8 protein-coding genes and 6 pseudogenes are annotated in these 15,988 nt (G+C 56.2%); 6 read left to right on the top strand and 8 right to left on the bottom strand.

The genetic code is table 11. The features are described 5' to 3' along the window. Positions 1 to 11: 11 nt before the first annotated feature. The 3 genes and pseudogenes from AB7008_RS09090 to AB7008_RS09080 form a co-directional block, all read right to left on the bottom strand. Positions 12 to 650, bottom strand: coding sequence for a hypothetical protein (locus tag AB7008_RS09090; protein ID WP_441258698.1), 639 nt, complete (start codon positions 648 to 650; stop codon positions 12 to 14). 1,248 nt (positions 651 to 1,898) lie between these two features. Beyond that, a complete protein-coding gene (locus tag AB7008_RS09085; RefSeq protein ID WP_441258697.1) occupies positions 1,899 to 3,773 on the bottom strand; it encodes an MBL fold metallo-hydrolase in 1,875 nt (624 codons plus the stop codon). Between the two features lie 1,059 nt (positions 3,774 to 4,832). Beyond that, positions 4,833 to 5,711: pseudogene (locus AB7008_RS09080) on the bottom strand (IS110 family transposase); the annotation flags it as partial. A 179-nt stretch (positions 5,712 to 5,890) separates the two neighbouring features. Here AB7008_RS09080 and AB7008_RS09075 point away from each other — a divergent pair. Beyond that, a pseudogene (locus tag AB7008_RS09075) lies at positions 5,891 to 6,052 on the top strand (IS3 family transposase); the annotation flags it as partial. A 169-nt stretch (positions 6,053 to 6,221) separates the two neighbouring features. Here the strand turns inward: AB7008_RS09075 and AB7008_RS09070 are convergent. Next, positions 6,222 to 6,934: pseudogene (locus tag AB7008_RS09070) on the bottom strand (IS5 family transposase). A 715-nt stretch (positions 6,935 to 7,649) separates the two neighbouring features. On the opposite strand from AB7008_RS09070, the gene AB7008_RS09065 reads away from it, so the two are divergent. The 4 genes and pseudogenes from AB7008_RS09065 to AB7008_RS09050 form a co-directional block, all read left to right on the top strand. Beyond that, positions 7,650 to 8,609, top strand: a complete 960-nt coding sequence (locus tag AB7008_RS09065) for an SGNH/GDSL hydrolase family protein (protein WP_441258696.1) — start codon at positions 7,650 to 7,652, stop codon at positions 8,607 to 8,609. Between the two features lie 19 nt (positions 8,610 to 8,628). Continuing rightward, positions 8,629 to 10,026 carry an MBOAT family O-acyltransferase gene (locus AB7008_RS09060; RefSeq protein WP_441258695.1) on the top strand — a complete coding sequence of 466 codons (1,398 nt, stop codon included), beginning with the start codon at positions 8,629 to 8,631 and terminating at the stop codon, positions 10,024 to 10,026. 116 nt (positions 10,027 to 10,142) lie between these two features. Beyond that, the gene (locus AB7008_RS09055) at positions 10,143 to 10,916 is read left to right on the top strand and encodes an IS5 family transposase (RefSeq protein ID WP_014498128.1); all 774 of its coding nucleotides are present in this window, start codon (positions 10,143 to 10,145) and stop codon (positions 10,914 to 10,916) included. Positions 10,917 to 10,973: 57 nt separating this feature from the next. Further along, positions 10,974 to 11,500 (top strand): annotated as a pseudogene (locus tag AB7008_RS09050) (transposase); the annotation flags it as partial. Positions 11,501 to 11,536: 36 nt separating this feature from the next. Here the strand turns inward: AB7008_RS09050 and AB7008_RS09045 are convergent. Then, on the bottom strand, positions 11,537 to 12,139 hold the full coding sequence (locus AB7008_RS09045) for a plasmid pRiA4b ORF-3 family protein (protein WP_441258694.1): 603 nt from the start codon (positions 12,137 to 12,139) through the stop codon (positions 11,537 to 11,539). Continuing rightward, positions 12,136 to 13,176, bottom strand: a pseudogene (tnpC, locus tag AB7008_RS09040) (IS66 family transposase); the annotation flags it as partial. The gene AB7008_RS09045 and the pseudogene tnpC, both read right to left, overlap by 4 nt. On the opposite strand from tnpC, the pseudogene AB7008_RS09035 reads away from it, so the two are divergent. Beyond that, positions 13,156 to 13,479: pseudogene (locus AB7008_RS09035) on the top strand (integrase core domain-containing protein); the annotation flags it as partial. The pseudogenes tnpC and AB7008_RS09035 sit on opposite strands and share 21 nt — an antisense overlap. A 158-nt stretch (positions 13,480 to 13,637) precedes the next feature. Here AB7008_RS09035 and AB7008_RS09030 read toward each other — a convergent pair. Both AB7008_RS09030 and AB7008_RS09025 read right to left on the bottom strand, forming a co-directional pair. Beyond that, the gene (locus AB7008_RS09030; protein ID WP_441258693.1) at positions 13,638 to 14,441 is read right to left on the bottom strand and encodes a polysaccharide deacetylase family protein; all 804 of its coding nucleotides are present in this window, start codon (positions 14,439 to 14,441) and stop codon (positions 13,638 to 13,640) included. A gap of 256 nt (positions 14,442 to 14,697) precedes the next feature. Then, complete coding sequence (locus AB7008_RS09025) at positions 14,698 to 15,981, bottom strand: hypothetical protein (RefSeq protein WP_441258692.1); 1,284 nt, start codon at positions 15,979 to 15,981, stop codon at positions 14,698 to 14,700. Positions 15,982 to 15,988 lie beyond the last annotated feature (7 nt).

The following is a 15,988-nucleotide window of genomic DNA, read 5'->3' as shown; positions in this document are numbered from 1 at the left end:
CCAAAATTGCGTCAGAGCCCGATTTGGACCCTGACTTCGACCTTGGCTTTGTCGCGCGGCCGATACGGCCGTGCCGGCACGATGGCGGTGCGGTAATGGTGGGCGAGATCGGCATAGGTCCGGTTGACCATCGGCTCGTGAAAGCAGGCCCGGGTGATGCCGGCCTTCAGATTATCGCTTACTGTCTGCCGGGCCGTGCCGCCGAAAAATAAAAAGGCCCGGACGTGCGAGGCGATCCAGTCCGGCAGGCTCTGTGTGAGGCTGGCCTCGGCGTAGGTGTAGTTCGATGCGCCGAGCACGGCGACGAGATCTGCACGCAACGCACCCGCCGCTGAGCCCGTCAACCACCTCCATGGTGTGGCCGGAATAGTCGACGGACAGCTTCTCGCCGGCGACATGAAGCTGGCGCTGGGTTGGCTTGAACGGCCGGCCCATTCCCTGTAGCGTTCGCAGAACCACGAATAGCTGAAGCTGTGGGAGTTTGCGTCGCAACACTCCTCCCACAACAGCATCAGCGTGACGTTCGGGCGCAGCAGCTCGCGATGCACAAGCGCCCAATCCGGATGCGGGCGCTCTTCGCTGGGCCGATCGGAAGGCGGTGGAAACAGGCGGTTCTCGAGCCGGACGTGGTCATCCAGCTCCGGCGCCAAAGGCCAGGCTGGCGCGGCGGGCTCGGATCACGTACTTGCTGACCGTGCCCTAGGCAGATCGAGGCTGCAGGCAACGGCACGTTGCGACATGCCGAGGCTATAGTGCAGGCGTAGAACTTCGCGAATGTGGACAGTCTCTCTGTCGGCATCTCGATCCTCTGCGGTTTGGGCAAAAGACCAAGCTACCCGGTTGCAGACTGTCAGCGGTGTGCGCTTCCCCGTTGTCCCCGATCACGATCGGTTGGAAATGGTGATCACGATGCTCTGGAATGGGTGATCACGATGGCCTGGAACACGCATTATGCGGATGATTCGATATTCTCCGAGTACAGCTAGGGACTCCGATCTGGCACGGTTGGCGCACCAGGTCGTAGCCCAGTCACAGCGCTACATCGCCCGAGAGCTACAACGTAGTGGTCGATCTTGATCCGGTAACGTTTTTCGACCGAGTCAAAGGTGCCATCTTGATGTCGCGCGTCGCCACACGGGTGATCGACACCTGGTGGAAGACGGGATCTCTCAGCGTGGTCCGCTCTGCCTTCCTCGGTAATATCGAGCTCGATGATCTCGACAAGGAGTTGGCGCGATGTGGCCATCGGTTATCTCGCTATGCGGGCGTCTATGTTCGCAATCATCGCTCCCGCGAGCGGTCCGTGGCCTCGATCACTAGCTTACTGACCGACAAGCTCCGGCTTAAGGTTGATGAGCCGAGAGTGCGGCGGCATGACCGGACGGGCGCAACTTCCAGGAGCATAGGGAAGGGAGCCAATGAAGCGCTGCGCCGAAAGCGCTCGCTAAGTTCAAAGAGCCGAGTTAGGGACATTACATGCCCTCGCGAGGCATCAATCTGGAGAAGATTATCAAATATCTCTCACCTTGCTTCATCGGACGGGGGCCTTTGGCTTCCGTCAGACTCCTCGCGTTAACTCGCCGACCTGGAATCCTGGGCTCGCCGGAGAGTGCGACCAGTGTCAGAACGGGTACAAGCGATTCATGAAGCTTCGCCCCGTCGGCATCGCGAAGTTCGCCGCATCGGCTGCAGCCGGTTCGCTGACGGGCTCTGGCGAATGTCCGGGCACGCGGTGGTCGAACACGCCCTGCGCAGCCACGGTCTCCCTCGAATATTGGTTCCTGGCCAGCTTAACTCAGTCGGACTGCGGTGGTAGGGAACCCTATGCCAGATGGTGCGGGAGGGGAAGCGTCGCGAGACGCCCCCCAATCCCGATCAATCCTGCTTGTAAACGAGTTTCAATCTAACGAGGTTGAGACGAGGGCTTCACAGACAGGTCCGTGCGATACACCATCGATCAGAATTTCGGCGGTGATGAGCCTTCGTCGTGGATCGACCTGAGATGGTGCAGACGCCTGAAGGATTATGTCGCCCTGCTCCCACGGCTGAAGTCTGATGCTTTCCGCCTCTCCACGCGAGGCCCAACCAAATGGCGGCAGGAGGCGAGCGCTGTAGACAGCCGTGCGCTCCAAGTTGTTGCGAATCCTGACCGTGTACGTGACCTCGCTGTTCGGGCGGGCCTCCGAAAGATACGGCAGCATTCGTACCCAGAATAGATCGACGAAATGGTTTGCGGGTTCACCTACTATTTCGCGGAAAGCTGCCTCCTTACGTTCGATATAGTCGGTGTACTCGGCGATCCTCAACTGATCCATGGCAATCAGCTCTCCATGGCCGGGGCATACGAGATCAGGCTTCGTCGCCCGTATCACAGTCGCGCAGCGGCGATGCATCTCCAACTGAAAGCTGTTGCGCATCACGCTAGCCTGAATGGCAATCTCGCGGTCAATCCCTCCCGCCGCAGGATTGAAGAGAAACAGATTGTCCCCCCCAAAGACGATCCGCTTGCCATCGATGTTGCCGCAGACAATCGCGTGGTATTCGGTTTGACCTGGGGCGTAATGCACCTCAAAGTTGAATCCCCTCCAGTGAAAGGCCTCACCATCACGCAGAATCCGTTGCACTTCGATCGGTTTGTGGAAGCAGCAGGGCGTACTTGCCCACGCAGCGGGATTGGCAATGACTTCGGCAACACAATCGAGAGCCCAGCATTGCGTGCCAAAATGCCGTTGGAGGAACGGTATTCCGCAGACATGGTCGTCATGAATGTGCGTGGGAACGACGAGTTCGATCTCCCGCACTCCATAGTCATCGCGCAGCTGATCGATGTGATGTTGGACGAAACGCAGGGCCTGTATGCCATCGTGATCGGCGGCGCAATGAAGATGTCCCAAAGAGGCCATCCCATAGTCAATCAGCATCGCGTGGCCGCTTCCGCTCAGCACGATGTAGAAATTTGAGCAGGTATATGGTCCGGCCCACAGCAGATGGTCCGTAATCCGCTGCAGCCTGCTCTCACGGATAGTCTGCGCATCCTTAAAACCGCTGTTGCGACCCGACGTAAAAAGCCTGCCTAAATTAGCGAGCGTCTCGAGCCTCGACTCAAGCCTTTCAATATCCGCCTTCAGATCGCTGATCGGCGCCCCATGCGACGGATATGCAGTCGTGACGTCCTCCTTCTTCAAGGCAACGATCGATTGCATTGTAAATTCAATGCCAAGAAGATCGCCGTAGTTATACTCCATTGCATGAAGCTGATAGAGCTTTCCGCCGCTTGTCATCAGATCGCCGGTAAAAGCAACGTTCCTACCGTCCACTTTTGCGATCAGGCTGACCATGCCGTATGTATGCCCCTTTGCCGGCAGGACGTGGAATTGGTACTCCTTCCAGACGAAAGTGCCGTAGTCTTCGAGAACAGTGTCAACCGCAAGATTGTCCCCTAGCGCGAAAAACGTGCTGCTGTCGTTGCAGTTGTCATAGATGCGCCGGGCTTGCCAATGAGCCTCAGCATTGTCGAACAGGTGGCGCTCGTATTCTGGCACGGCAATTTTTGCCCCGGCCTTCTGAACAATAGGCGTTCCCCAGCACTGATCCCTATGGTGATGGGTATGTAGAACCCATGCGACACGTTCAACACCAATATCAGAAAGATGCCGCATAATTGCGCCAGATCCTGTATCAATCAGCAGACACTCCGTGCCACTTTTCAGAACGTAAACGTTACAAGTATCCCGAAATTCCCAAAAATTTTCGGAGTGCTGGATGAGGGACATTGCATTTCCTTTCCTTTGGGCCCCTACGAGGCGGTCCTCTGGACCAATTTTCACCGGATGCTTGCGCACCGTCTCGCGCGAAGCACCGCCCGTTGTTTTGTTCGCAATCGAGAAGGATAGAGAAACTTGGCTCAATCATCCACCACTGGGTCGCCTAACCCTCGAGCATGAACGCGACCGGGACCTCAACCGCGATCGCCGCCCGCCGGAGATAAAGATGACCTTCAGGTGTTCGCGATAGTCGGCGTCCGAGAAGAAGCAGCAAGGTGGCGTACACAGCAACAGCCAAGCCGATCCAAGCGCAGTTTTTTCGGTCGTAAACTCATGCTTTATTTTTCCCCAAACGCAGAATCTCCTAGAGCGCCCGCCCGTTTCCTGAATCCCAGGGCCCGTCGGGCAGAGGTCCCGAGCACTCGTCCAGCGCCTCTCGATCGGTGTGGTGCTTATCATTGCAGGCTGTTCGAGCGGTCTGCCCCGGCTGCCGTGCAGTTTATAAATGTAGAGCGAGCCGATGCTGAAAGGCCGCGTAAATCGGCTCGTGATTGGAGGAATCCTGCAAAGATGCAAGCCTTCCAGGCCGCGGAGACGGCTTTGTCGAAGCAGTGAGGAATGATGGTACCGATTGCTGTGGTCGCGCAAAGCAGAACCGAAACCGAAACCGCCATCGCTCGAAGATATCAGCAAAAAGGGGACACCACTCAGCGCCCCCTGTACCTTTTCATGCGGTCTTTGGGATGGACGCCGCGGGTCTCGCGCGAAGCGAAGCGCAGCGGAACGTAGCGTGACCCGCGGGCGACGGCCCGAATTGGCGTAGCCTTCCGGAACTGAGCCGATTCGTCGGGAGCGACCAATCGCCCCCTGTGCCCCCCAACACCTGGGGTGACGCATGCCCCGTTGGATTGGCCGTGATCGATGCCCCGTGGGGAGTTCGCGCCAGACCAGTGCTGTTTTCTCCGAGCACCAGTACAGGGATCGGCAAAGGTCGCGGTGGCTCGCTTTGGCGAGATCCCGGCTCGTGGCCATTCGTCAAGAACCAGGTCCGCAGTCTCATCAAAGAACGAAGCAGGATCGCGCGCTATGCACTAAAAGCTTTCTCACATAACGGTTGCCGCGTTTGCTGACGCCAAGCAACGTCTGTTTTCCGCCGGTCGAGTATTGCCTGGGCACTAAGTCCCAGCCGGGCAGCAAGGTCGCGGGCCTTGCGAAACTGCAGCCTATCGCCGATCGCGGCAAGTACAGCGGTCGCACCCAATGCGCCAATACCAGGGATTGTCATCAGCCGGCGTGTGACGTCCTCTCGATCGGCGACCGCTTCGATCTCCTGCGTCACTTCGCGGATCCGTTCTTCGAGGCGGCGGAGATCAGCGAAGAGATCGCCCACCAGGCGACGCATCACTGGTGACAAATCGCCTCCTTCGTCATTCAAAGCGCGCGGCAACTCGAGTTTGAATATTCCGGCACCCTGACGCAAAGGTACGCCGTACTCGAAGCAGAAAGCCCCCATCTGATTGATCAGGCGTGTCCTCGAGCCGACCATCTGCTCACGGATTCGATGCAGCGATTGAAGATCGACTTGGTCCTCCTCCTTCACGGCGACGAAGCGCATTGTCGGTCGCGTCGCGGCCTCAGCGATCGCCTCGGCGTCGATGATATCGTTTTGTTTGACTTCACGTAGGGCTTTACGAATTGCGCGGGGATCAGTCGCACCTTGTGACCTAGTGCCTTTATCTTCCGGGCGAGCCACTGTGAACCGGCGCAGGATTCCGTGCCAACTATGCTTGGTTGTGCGCGAGCAAAGAACTGAAGAAGGGTCTCCCGTCGAAAGCGAATTTTCTGAACAGGCGTGCCGTCGCAGCTCAGGCCAACGACGTGGAACAGGTTCTTGCCGATGTCGATTCCATAGACAGCCGCAGGTCGCGGCAAACTGTGATGGGCCATGATACTCTCCTCTTTTGATGTGACCTTCCTATGATGAGGAGGAGGACGGGGCGGACCCTCCCATTCATGGTGACGCCCGCGGCGCGACGCCAGCATCTCCAAATGGAAGGCGAAGTCCGGCGTATGGAGGTATCGGAGCCCAAGCGGCTGAAGGCGCTGGAGAATGAAAACACGCGGGGCGGTGGCCATGGCGAAGCTTCGAAGCCGTCGAGTTCGCGCTCCTGGAATGGATGGACTGGTTCAACAACCGGAGGCTCCTGGAGCCCACCGGCAACATTCCGCCGACCGAAGCCGAGGAAGGCTACTACGCAAGGCTGGAACAACCAGCCATGGCGGCATAACTTAAACCAAATGGCCTCCGGCAAACCCGGGGCGGCTCAGCCGTAGCTGTTACGACCTCCCCGACAAGCAGTATTCAGGCCTTCAGCGGCTGCACTCTCTTATCAAGGATACCATCATTGAGAGAGCGCTGAATGTTGAATGCTGATACGTTCTAGGGTCTGTTTGGATTCATCTTGAATTTATCACGGCGGCGGAGAGATTGATCATTGCTTCGAAGCTGAGGTCAGTTTTGTCGGCTCGCATGGCGATCCGCTTGAATTCCTTGAGCTTGCAGAAGAAGTTTTCGATCAGGTGTCGCCATTTGTATATTTCCGCGTCGAGGGCGTGAGGTTTTGCGCGCCGCGGGTGCTGAGCGATGACGATCTTGGCGCCGCGTGCGTCGAGGTCGGCGATGATGGCGTTGCTGTCGAACGCCTTGTCTGCAATCAGCGCATCGAAGGTCAGTCCTTCGATCAGCGGCGGGACGCCGACCGTATCAAAGCGCTGTCCTGGCAGCAGCACAAAACGCACGAGATTGCCGAGCGCGTCGGTAAGTGCCAGGATTTTGGTGGTCATTCCGCCTTTCGAGCGGCCGATGGCCTGGTTTTGCGTCCCCCTTTTGCGCCCTGTCCGTGGCGGTGAACCTTGACGATGGTGGCATCGACCATGACGTACTCCATGTCGGGCTCGTCCGAGACCGCATCGAACAAACGCTTCCAGACGCCCGCCTTCGCCCAGTCGCGAAAGCGCGTGTACACGGTTATCCAGTTGCCGAAAGCACGCGGCAGATCGCGCCACGGACTGCCCGTGCGGGCAATCCACAGCACGGCTTCGACAAAAAGCCGGTTGTTATTGCCGCTCCGGCCGGGATCGCCCGGTTTGCCAAGACAAAGCGGCTCCATCTTCGCCCATCGGGCGTCAGTCAAAACGAATCGGTCCATCCCAAGCTTGAATTACAACCAAGCCAGCATGAGAATCCTGAATCCAAACAGACCCTAGCACCCTCCCAAATATTCCTACCAGAGGAGGTAGTGTTTAGATCCATTGTTAGTGCTGTAATCATCACCTTAGTAGGTCGCCGTATGGGCTAGGCTCAGCTCATCACGAAAGGTGCAGCAATGACAAACGCATTTACTCCGTTGCAAGTATCACGCTTCCTTCAAGTATCTTATGACGCCGCAGCCCAGAAAGGCATCGAGCTTTCGGTAGGACTCGATTTCATAATAAGCGTGTCCCTAGCACACGGGTCACTCCAACAAAGGAACCGACATATCCAACCCTCCGGCCAAATCGCTCGCCAGTTAAATCAAGCGAGGGATATTGGATCATGGGGCGTTGAAAAGGATAACGACGTCGCGCTCTTGGGGACTGCTCGACTGCTTGATCTTTCGCACAGCAAATTTGCTTAACGTCTTGTTCAACCGGGGCCTTGCGCGACCGGCCGGGGGTTCATCTGTTTGGCCGAAGCACACCGCCTCGCTCATCTCTCGACCGATGTATGACCGCCATCGCGGCGGTAGCAAAACGGTACGGCGTTGCCCTCATTTCGCGAACTTTTCGACGACGCCATAGATATCCTGCCTCCGAAGCCTGCTACTCTTAAACGGTCCCGACTGAATGCGTAAACAATTTCTGTTCTCGGCGCTATTGTTTGTGTTTTCGTTGGCGGCATCGGTGCTTGCGGCGGAAGGAATTTTGCGCGTCAAGAACAGCTCGATGAAGAACTACGATATCGAGATGTGGCGATACGCACGGGAGCTGAAGGCACCAAGCCCGCAAACCGAGCTTGGTCACGATCACATCAAGAATGCCTCTGCGATTCTGCAGTCGGTTGAGATCCGGATAAACGAATGGAAGTTGCGCGGGGGCCCCGTCTTGCCCCGAAATCAGGTGAGCCGCCGTATCTTGTTTCTCGGTGGCTCGATCACGCTGGGCTGGGGGGTGCCTGAAAACAAAACGATTACCTCCCTCGTCGATGCCGCGCTGCACGAGAAGGGCGAAAGTGTCGACGTGCTGAACGGCGGCGTCGGCAACTACAACACTGAAAGATATGTGCAGCGCTTTTTCTACGAACTAGAAGGGTTGGAACCGACGGACATCGTCGTGCAGTACTTCCTTCGCGATGCTGAGAAGCTCGACCCAACTTCGGGCAATTGGTTCATAAGACATAGCGAGCTGGCGGTAACAATTTGGATCGCCGTCAACAGACTTCTGAACAAGTCTGGAGAACGCTCCCTCGTTGAACACTATCAAGATCTCTACCGCGATGATCAGCCAGGCTTCATCGAAATGAAGAGGCAACTTCGTCAACTGGCCGAGTATGCTGACAAAACGAATATTCGCCTATACATGGCCATGACGCCGGACGTTCACAATCTAAAAGACTACCCGTTTGGATTCATTCACGACAAGATGCGGTCAATTGCGAAATCGAACGGATACAAATTCGTCGATTTGTTGCCCGCGCTTGGAAAGCTTTCTCCAGAACAAATCTGGGCTATGCCGGGAGACCCGCATCCCAACGCGGGAGGTCACAAATTAATGGCAGAAGGCATTCTTCCCGTTCTCGATCAATAGCCGGAAGCGGCGAAACGCAATGCTTTTTTCCGATCCGGTCTTTTTCCTCTTCTTCGCTCTCTATTTCAGCGCTCACCTCCTGACGCCGCCGCAGTGTCGACTTTACCTTTTGATCTTTGGAAGCACCGTATTCTACGCTTGGTGGAAACCCGAGTACGCTTGGCTTCCTTATCTGCTAAGTACCATTGCGTGGGGCGGTGCGCTCTGGATCGAGCAAGCCAAAGCTCCTGGCGTTCAAGAATGGCGACTCGTCGTGGTCCTGGCCGTCCTGTTCACGCCGCTGGTGGTCTTTAAATATGCGCACTTCCTGATTTACGACGTCGCCGGGGCATTCGTGGCGGCACGACCACGCTTTTCCAGTGACGAACTTCGCTTTGCGCTTCCGCTTGGCATCTCCTTTGTCACGTTCACGCTCACGGCCTATGTGGTCAACGTGTATCGCGGACAATTCCCGACCGAGAGGCGGCTCGCTGCAATTCTCGGCTACGTGTTGTTCTTTCCTCACCTGATCGCCGGCCCTATCCTGCGACCGCACGAACTTCTTCCTCAACTGTCGAAAGCAACAAAAGCGCTCGATGCCCGCTTTACTCTTGGCGCTTCTTTATTCGTCCTTGGGCTTTCCAAGAAACTGATCTTTGCGGATGCGATTGCGCCATATGTCGATCTTGCTTACGCGCCCGGCGCTCACAGCGCGTATGATTATCTGCTCGCGATCTATGGTTTTGCGATGCAGATTTATTGCGATTTCAGTGGATATAGCGATATGGCCGTTGGTCTCGCGTATCTCTTGCGCATTCGTCTACCCCGCAATTTCCAGTCCCCCTATACGTCAAAATCGATCATCGAGTTCTGGCGCCGGTGGCACATCACATTGTCGCACTGGTTGCGCGACTATCTTTATATAGCTCTCGGGGGCAACCAACAGGGTGTTGCTCGTCAACTCGCCAATCTGATGATCACCATGCTCATCGGCGGGCTCTGGCACGGCGCCAACTGGACGTTCATTATCTGGGGCGGCCTGCATGGTATCGGCATCAGTCTCAATCATTTGTTCAATCGCGTTTGGCCGAACGCCAAGTTGCCAGCCTGGCTAGGGATCATCATCACCTTTCACTTCGTCACGATCGCGTGGATCTATTTTCGGGCTCCGAATCTCACGTCGGCACATGAAGTTCTCGCTGGACCGTTCACCAGTTCATCAACCGGCTTCTGGGCGTTTCTTTCGGAGCACGCCTACCCGCTCGTACTTCTCCTGGTATTTCTTGCGGCACATCGAGTTGATGACCACTCCAGAGTTCGACTGGCTGTCAGAAGAACCCAGAAACCTGTCGTCTGGGCAATTCTGTTGACGGTCTCGGGCCTCGCGATCGCGGTGAGCCAAGGCAGTTCAGCCAAGTTTATCTATTTCGACTTCTGAACTCGAGAACTGGATTTCCGTTGATCTGAGGTGATCTGAGGCCGGCAAACTGGACCATTTTTGGCTAGAACCTATCTCAAAATTGAAGATCAGCGTCGATCGGCTATAAAGGAAAGATGATTCGGCTGACGGACGAGCAATGGGAGCGCATCCGGAAACACTTTCCGGAAGAGCACATTGCCGACGGCCGGCCGGGCCGGAAGCCGATTGCGACACGTCAGGTTCTCGAAGCCGCTCTTTGGATTTTGAACACGGGCGCGCAGTGGCACATGCTGCCGCAGTGCTATCCGAACTATAAGACCGTACACCGTCGCTTTCAGAACTGGTGTCGCAATGAAGTGTTGCGGCGCGTTCTGACCGATATAGCCAACGAACTTCGTGAGAAAGGCTTGCTCGACGAAGAGGAGTGTTTCATCGACGCGACCTTTGCGATGGCCAAAGGCGGCGGTGCAGAGATCGGCCCAACGAGGCGCGGAAAAGGCTTAAAAATCATGGCGATTGTGGATCGCCACGGTTTGCCGCTTTCAGTGAGCACGCATGCCGCGAACCATCACGAAGTGCGCTTGGTACAGCTCTGCTTCGACTTCTACATGATCGAGGCCAAGCCAGAGAACCTGATCGGCGACCGCGCCTATGACAGCGATTCGCTCGACGATGAACTGCGCTCACAAGGCATCGAGATGATCGCGCCACATCGTTCAAACCGAGTGAGGTCGCTCACCCAGGACGGCCGCAGGCTCCGTCGTTATACTCGGCGTTGGCTGGTCGAACGCTTCTTCGCCTGGATACAGTGGCGGCGGCGCCTGCTGGTCCGCTGGGAGTTCTATCCGCAAAACTTCCTCGGCTTCGTCCAGCTCGCTTGCCTGCTGATCCTGTTTCGACAATTTTGAGATAGGTTCTAGAGTTCTCGCTGCGTAAATCCCCTCGGCTGGGAGGAGCGACGGACCATGAAGGCCTCGAAATTTTCAGACGCCCAGAAGGCGTTCATCCTGAAACAGGGCAACGACGGGGTTGCGGTGGCGGAGATCTGCCGCAAGGCCGGGATCAGCCAGGCAACCTACTTCAATTGGAAGAAGAAGTATGACGGGCTGCTGCCGACCGAGATGCGTCGGCTGAAGCAGCTCGAGGAGGAGAACGGCAAGCTGAAGAAGCTGGTGGCGGACCTGTCGCTCGACAAGGAGATGCTGCAGGACGTGATCCGCCGAAAGCTATGAAGCCTGGTCGGAAGCGCATGCTGGTCGACGCGGTCCGCAGCGAATGGCAGGTCTCGATCCGCAGGGCCTGCGACGCTCTCGAATTGGACCGCTCGACCTACCACTACAAGTCCCGTCGCTCCGGACAGGCTGCCCTCGAACAGAAGATCAAGGAGATCTGCCATGTTCGCATCCGCTACGGTTATCGTCGTGTTCACGTCCTGCTGCGTCGTGAAGGCTGGCGCCATGGCCAGAACAAGACGCGGCGGATCTATCGTAAGCGTAGCTCTGAGGCCCATTTGATTGGCGCTTGACGTCTATTTTGAGCGCGTCGTGCGCCGGCGCGGCTTCCAACTGTCGGACAAGGCATTAACAGCGGCCTCAAGCGCCTTCCGGTCGATGACGTTGGGATCTAACTGCTCCGGGCCCCAGAGGCGCATATGTTCGTGCTCCGGGTGGGTGGGGTCACCGATGGCATTGAGGTATTCGGCATAGCCTAGCGCACCGCCGACGTCTTCCGGAGGACAACGGCCGGCGGCCTCGAGCAAGAACGGAAGTCCCTCCGTTGTCGTGTTGTCGAACCACTTTTCAAGCTTGATCACGTGATCCCAGCTGTCGCCAAAGTCGTAGAGATAATGGATTGTCTTCGCGCCGGTCTCCTGAACGATATTAGAGAGCCGCGTCTTGCGGGCATCGATGGGCTGAGGGCCAAAATCTCCATCGGGATCAGGGATACCCCAACGTCCTTCGCCGGCCAGGAACTCGAAGAGATGGCTGTTCGTCCAGCCAAACGCCGTCTGAAGCGTCAGATGCAGCCGATCAAGGCGCAGCGTGAGCGGCACGACAAGGCATCGCATCACTTCCGGTTTCACATCCTTGAGGGTCACCTTGATCCGGACCGCGGTCTTGTTCAGGCTCATGCCGCCAGCCTCGGGTCGTGTGCATGCATCGTGTAGATCGACGCCCAAGGGAGCAGTTCGTCCAGTCGCGCCGCAGGCCAACCATTGACGAGCTTGGCGAGAACATCAGCGAGCCAGTGCTCGGCACTGACGCCATTGAGCTTACAGGTCTCGATTAACGAAGCCAGAACTGCCCAATTCTCGGCGCCCTCGTCGCAACCGGCAAAAAGAGAGTTCTTGGCGTTGAGCTTAATCGGCCGCATCGCACGCTCGACAGCATTCGTGTCCATCTCGATGCGCCCATCATCAAGGTAGAGCGTCAGGCCGTCCCAATGACGCAGCGCGTAACGCAAGGCCTTCGCCGTGTCGCTCTTCTGTGCAAGGTGATCAAGCTTGGCCTCAAACCACTGCTTCAAGGCTGTAGCCAAAGGTCGCGCATGCACCTGCCTGCCAGCACGGCGCTCGGCATCCGATCGGCCGCGGAGCGCTTTTTCGACCGCGTAAAGCTGGGCGATGCGCTCAAGAGCCTCGCGGGCAACCGGAGCTGGCGCGGGAGCCGCCTCGCGCTCGATCTTCACAAACTGGCGCCTCAGATGCGCCCAGCAGAAGGCGAGCGTTCCGGACAAGGCGTCCGCACGCGTCTCTCGGGTCATGGTCTTGTAGGCCTGATAGCCGTCGCAGTGGATGATGCCGCGATAGCCCTCAAGCAACCGCAAGCCATGAACGGCCCCACGGCCCGGTGCATAGGCGTAAACCACGCCAGGTGGGTCAGGTCCGGCCCACGGCCTGTCATCGCGTGACAGCGCCCAGAAGTAGCCGGTTTTAGTCCTGCCACGTCCCGGATCCAACACCGGTGCGGGGGTCTCATCGACACAGAGCTTCGAAGAGGCGAGCAGAAGCTGGCGCAGACGATGCCACAAGGGCTTCAATTCCTGAGCGGCATAGCCGACCCAGAAGGCGAGCGTGGAACGGTCGATGGCGATACCGTGCGTCGCCAGCATCTGCGCCTGACGGTAAAGCGGCAAATGCCAATGATACTTGGCGTCGATCAAGGCAGCGAGTTCGTGTCGCGTGATCTGGATCTGTGGGCCTAGCAGCGCGGTGTCACGCTGGACTTCTCGCGGCCCGGCAAACCGACCGACAACGCGTTCATCGAGGCCTTCAACGGCCGCTTCCGGGCCGAATGCCTCAACGCTCACTGGTTCCTGTCCCTTGCGGACGCCCAGCAAAAAGTGGAGACTTGGCGCAGATACTACAACGAAGAACGGCCCCATGGCGCGATCGGCAACAGACCGCCGATTTTGCTGCAAAACCACGTCGGTGGTCCAGCCCGCCAACGTGACCAAGACGCAAAACTCTAGTCCTGGATGGTCCAAACTTCGGCCTCGCAGCAAAAACCCCGAGAGTCTAACTGCTACCGGATGAAAGTTCAGTGGCAGGTCAGTAGGCCTTTGTTTGTCGTTGGAACAACTGAAACAGGTAAGTCGCCCGGGGAGAAGACAAAAACTTCTCAAAGGCTTTATGCGTTTGCTTCCTCAAGATAGCGGCGAAATGGACCTTGATCGTGGATAAGATAATTCGTGTCCATAGAGGGTAGACGGTAACGATTGGAGTTGCACGTGATATATCGGCCCACCTTTGGGGGACCACCGTCAGCTTCATCAGCACCTGCAATGCCCATCACATCGGCCGTGCGCGCTGGTTTGCCGTCAATACTACATTGGCCGTTGATTATCCACAGCCGACCAAAGCGATAACGTCTCCTGACCTCCCGTTCCGCTTGGGTACTGAAGCTTGTCCCAGTGTACGCGAAGTCCCGCGGACTTAACCCGAGCCTCCGTTCGATGGTTTCGTTATTTTGGTCCAACTCCTCGACAATCTTGGCTCCGGTCGGATCTTGTACACTCAAATCCGATAGGTTTGGATGATTCACAGTATGAGCCCCGATGCGCCACCCTGCCTCAAGCAGATCGCCAACTTCGTCCCATGTCATGAATCGACGCTCCTCTATCTTCCGGACTGGCCCCCTAACCTGGGCCTCAATTCCAGCGGTATTGACGAACAACGTTGGCCGAAAGCCATATCGCTGCATGATGTCGTTGACTTCATATCGCATCGTGATCGTCGGATGGTCAAAGTCGATCATCAATGGTCGACGAGGCAAGCTGCCTGTTCCCTTGAGCCACTTTTCAAGCTCATCGTAGCCTATCGTCTCACAGCCGAGCTCTCGTGCAATCCTGTAGAGCGCGTCGAACTCGACCGCTGAAAGTGATCGAAATCCATTTTCTGTTGAGCGCGGCACACTGTCGATACCGTGGCTCATGAGAATTGGAATTCTCTGCGAACTAGAGCCTTCTGCAGAAAGGGTGCATTCAAAAGCATCGGACGCAAGAAAGCCGGATGTCATTAGCGCACCAGCGAATGTAGTCCGTAGAAAGCACCGTCGGTTCACGGTCATCTGACTGCCTCACGATGTCGCAAATTTAAAGCGCCCCCGACGATGGCGGGAAACACCGCTGACGGAGATGCCGGTGAAGATTGTCACAGTTTGAAGAAGTCTTACCGCGACCGGTGTGGATTCACTTCGCGGGAGCATATATTGCCAATATGTCGGCTGTAATTTTGCGAGATATCCACTCATTTCCGTCCTCGCCATAATGCCCGCGGTCCACGTAAATTGGTCTGGCAACATCGGAAAAGGTAGTACGTAAGTCGCGAATCACGTTTCGCCCCAAGCTCTCATATTCCCTCTTGACCAACTTTCTGCTCATCAGAGAGTAAAGATCGTTATATCCTGGAAGCCGCTTCTCGTATTTTAAAAGCTGATCCTCTTCATATTTTGTCCTTTGTGTTTTCTGGGACAACTCGGGCTCAAGGTAAAATAGCGCCTTAAAGGATAAGCTCGTTGAAATAGCCTCCATAAACCGAACATTCCCTAGATAGACATCCAGAGCTCCGTCGGACAGCACGTCCAATTGTTTCAAGCACCCTACTGGCTGTCTTTTGCCAGCGAACAATCTTATCAGCGCCAAATTTTCTAGCTTTATACTCATACGCGCTTTTGCCTCTTTTTCAGAAGATATTCTTTCGAGGTTTGAGCTGCCAATCGGAACGCCCGGTTTTCCTTCCCGACATGCGGACCAAGCGTCAACCAGTCCGCCGTAAAAGACCGCCAAATCGGGAACATTCCGCGTTCTTAATTCGAGAACGAAGCGAATCAAACTTTGAGTAGTTACATCCCCAATGACTGCAAAATTTGTAACTTTAGCGTTGATTCCATTTTCGACCAACTTTTTGGCGACAAGAGAGGGAATGGTGAATTCGTCCCTAGATCCCGCCCCCCACAAAGTGGATCCACCAAAAAAGAATATTTTTAGCGTGGCCCTCCCATCCTCGTTGATTGCCTCGGAATTCCACGTTCTTCTAATGCCTTCGTTTACATTAATAAATTTGCCAGCATAGTCTGACCCTCGTGATTGCGTATATGAAGCCCACGGCAACGGCCAGGGCGCAGCCTCATTGAGTTCTTCAAAGTACCGTTCCGCTAAGTTGGCATTTGCATATACGCCAGAATTGGCTTTAGATTTAGCGGTCCTTTGCATTTCATTTCTGTCCTCTCGCTCGTAGTAAGAGGTCAGCAATACTTCCAGAATCGTCATTAGAAGAAGAACAACACCAAGAGTTACCCATGTTCCCTTTAGCAGGGCGACTAAGCGAATAACCCTGTTCCTCGCTGCGGTTCTTCTCAGTAGCGCATCATTTGCTGCCATACGTGCATTCCGAAGGTTGCGTTTTTGGTTTTTATATCCATGTAGAAAAGCTTTCTCGAAATGCGCGCTGCGTGCGAGATGGATAAAAATCACGATGCCT

It is taken from the genome of Bradyrhizobium sp. 521_C7_N1_3 (assembly GCF_052075975.1).
GTDB classification, from domain to species: Bacteria; Pseudomonadota; Alphaproteobacteria; order Rhizobiales; family Xanthobacteraceae; genus Bradyrhizobium; species Bradyrhizobium japonicum.
This window is presented reverse-complemented; position numbering and strand designations above follow the sequence as displayed.

What these genes read in the sequence shown, in the direction of transcription:
- AB7008_RS09055 (WP_014498128.1), top strand. Translation starts at nt 10,143, where the DNA reads ATGATTCGGCTGACGGACGAGCAATGGGAGCGCATCCGGAAACACTTT.
- AB7008_RS09060 (WP_441258695.1), top strand. Translation starts at nt 8,629, where the DNA reads ATGCTTTTTTCCGATCCGGTCTTTTTCCTCTTCTTCGCTCTCTATTTC.
- AB7008_RS09065 (WP_441258696.1), top strand. Translation starts at nt 7,650, where the DNA reads ATGCGTAAACAATTTCTGTTCTCGGCGCTATTGTTTGTGTTTTCGTTG.
- AB7008_RS09045 (WP_441258694.1), bottom strand. Translation starts at nt 12,139, where the DNA reads ATGAGCCTGAACAAGACCGCGGTCCGGATCAAGGTGACCCTCAAGGAT.
- AB7008_RS09085 (WP_441258697.1), bottom strand. Translation starts at nt 3,773, where the DNA reads ATGTCCCTCATCCAGCACTCCGAAAATTTTTGGGAATTTCGGGATACT.
- AB7008_RS09030 (WP_441258693.1), bottom strand. Translation starts at nt 14,441, where the DNA reads ATGAGCCACGGTATCGACAGTGTGCCGCGCTCAACAGAAAATGGATTT.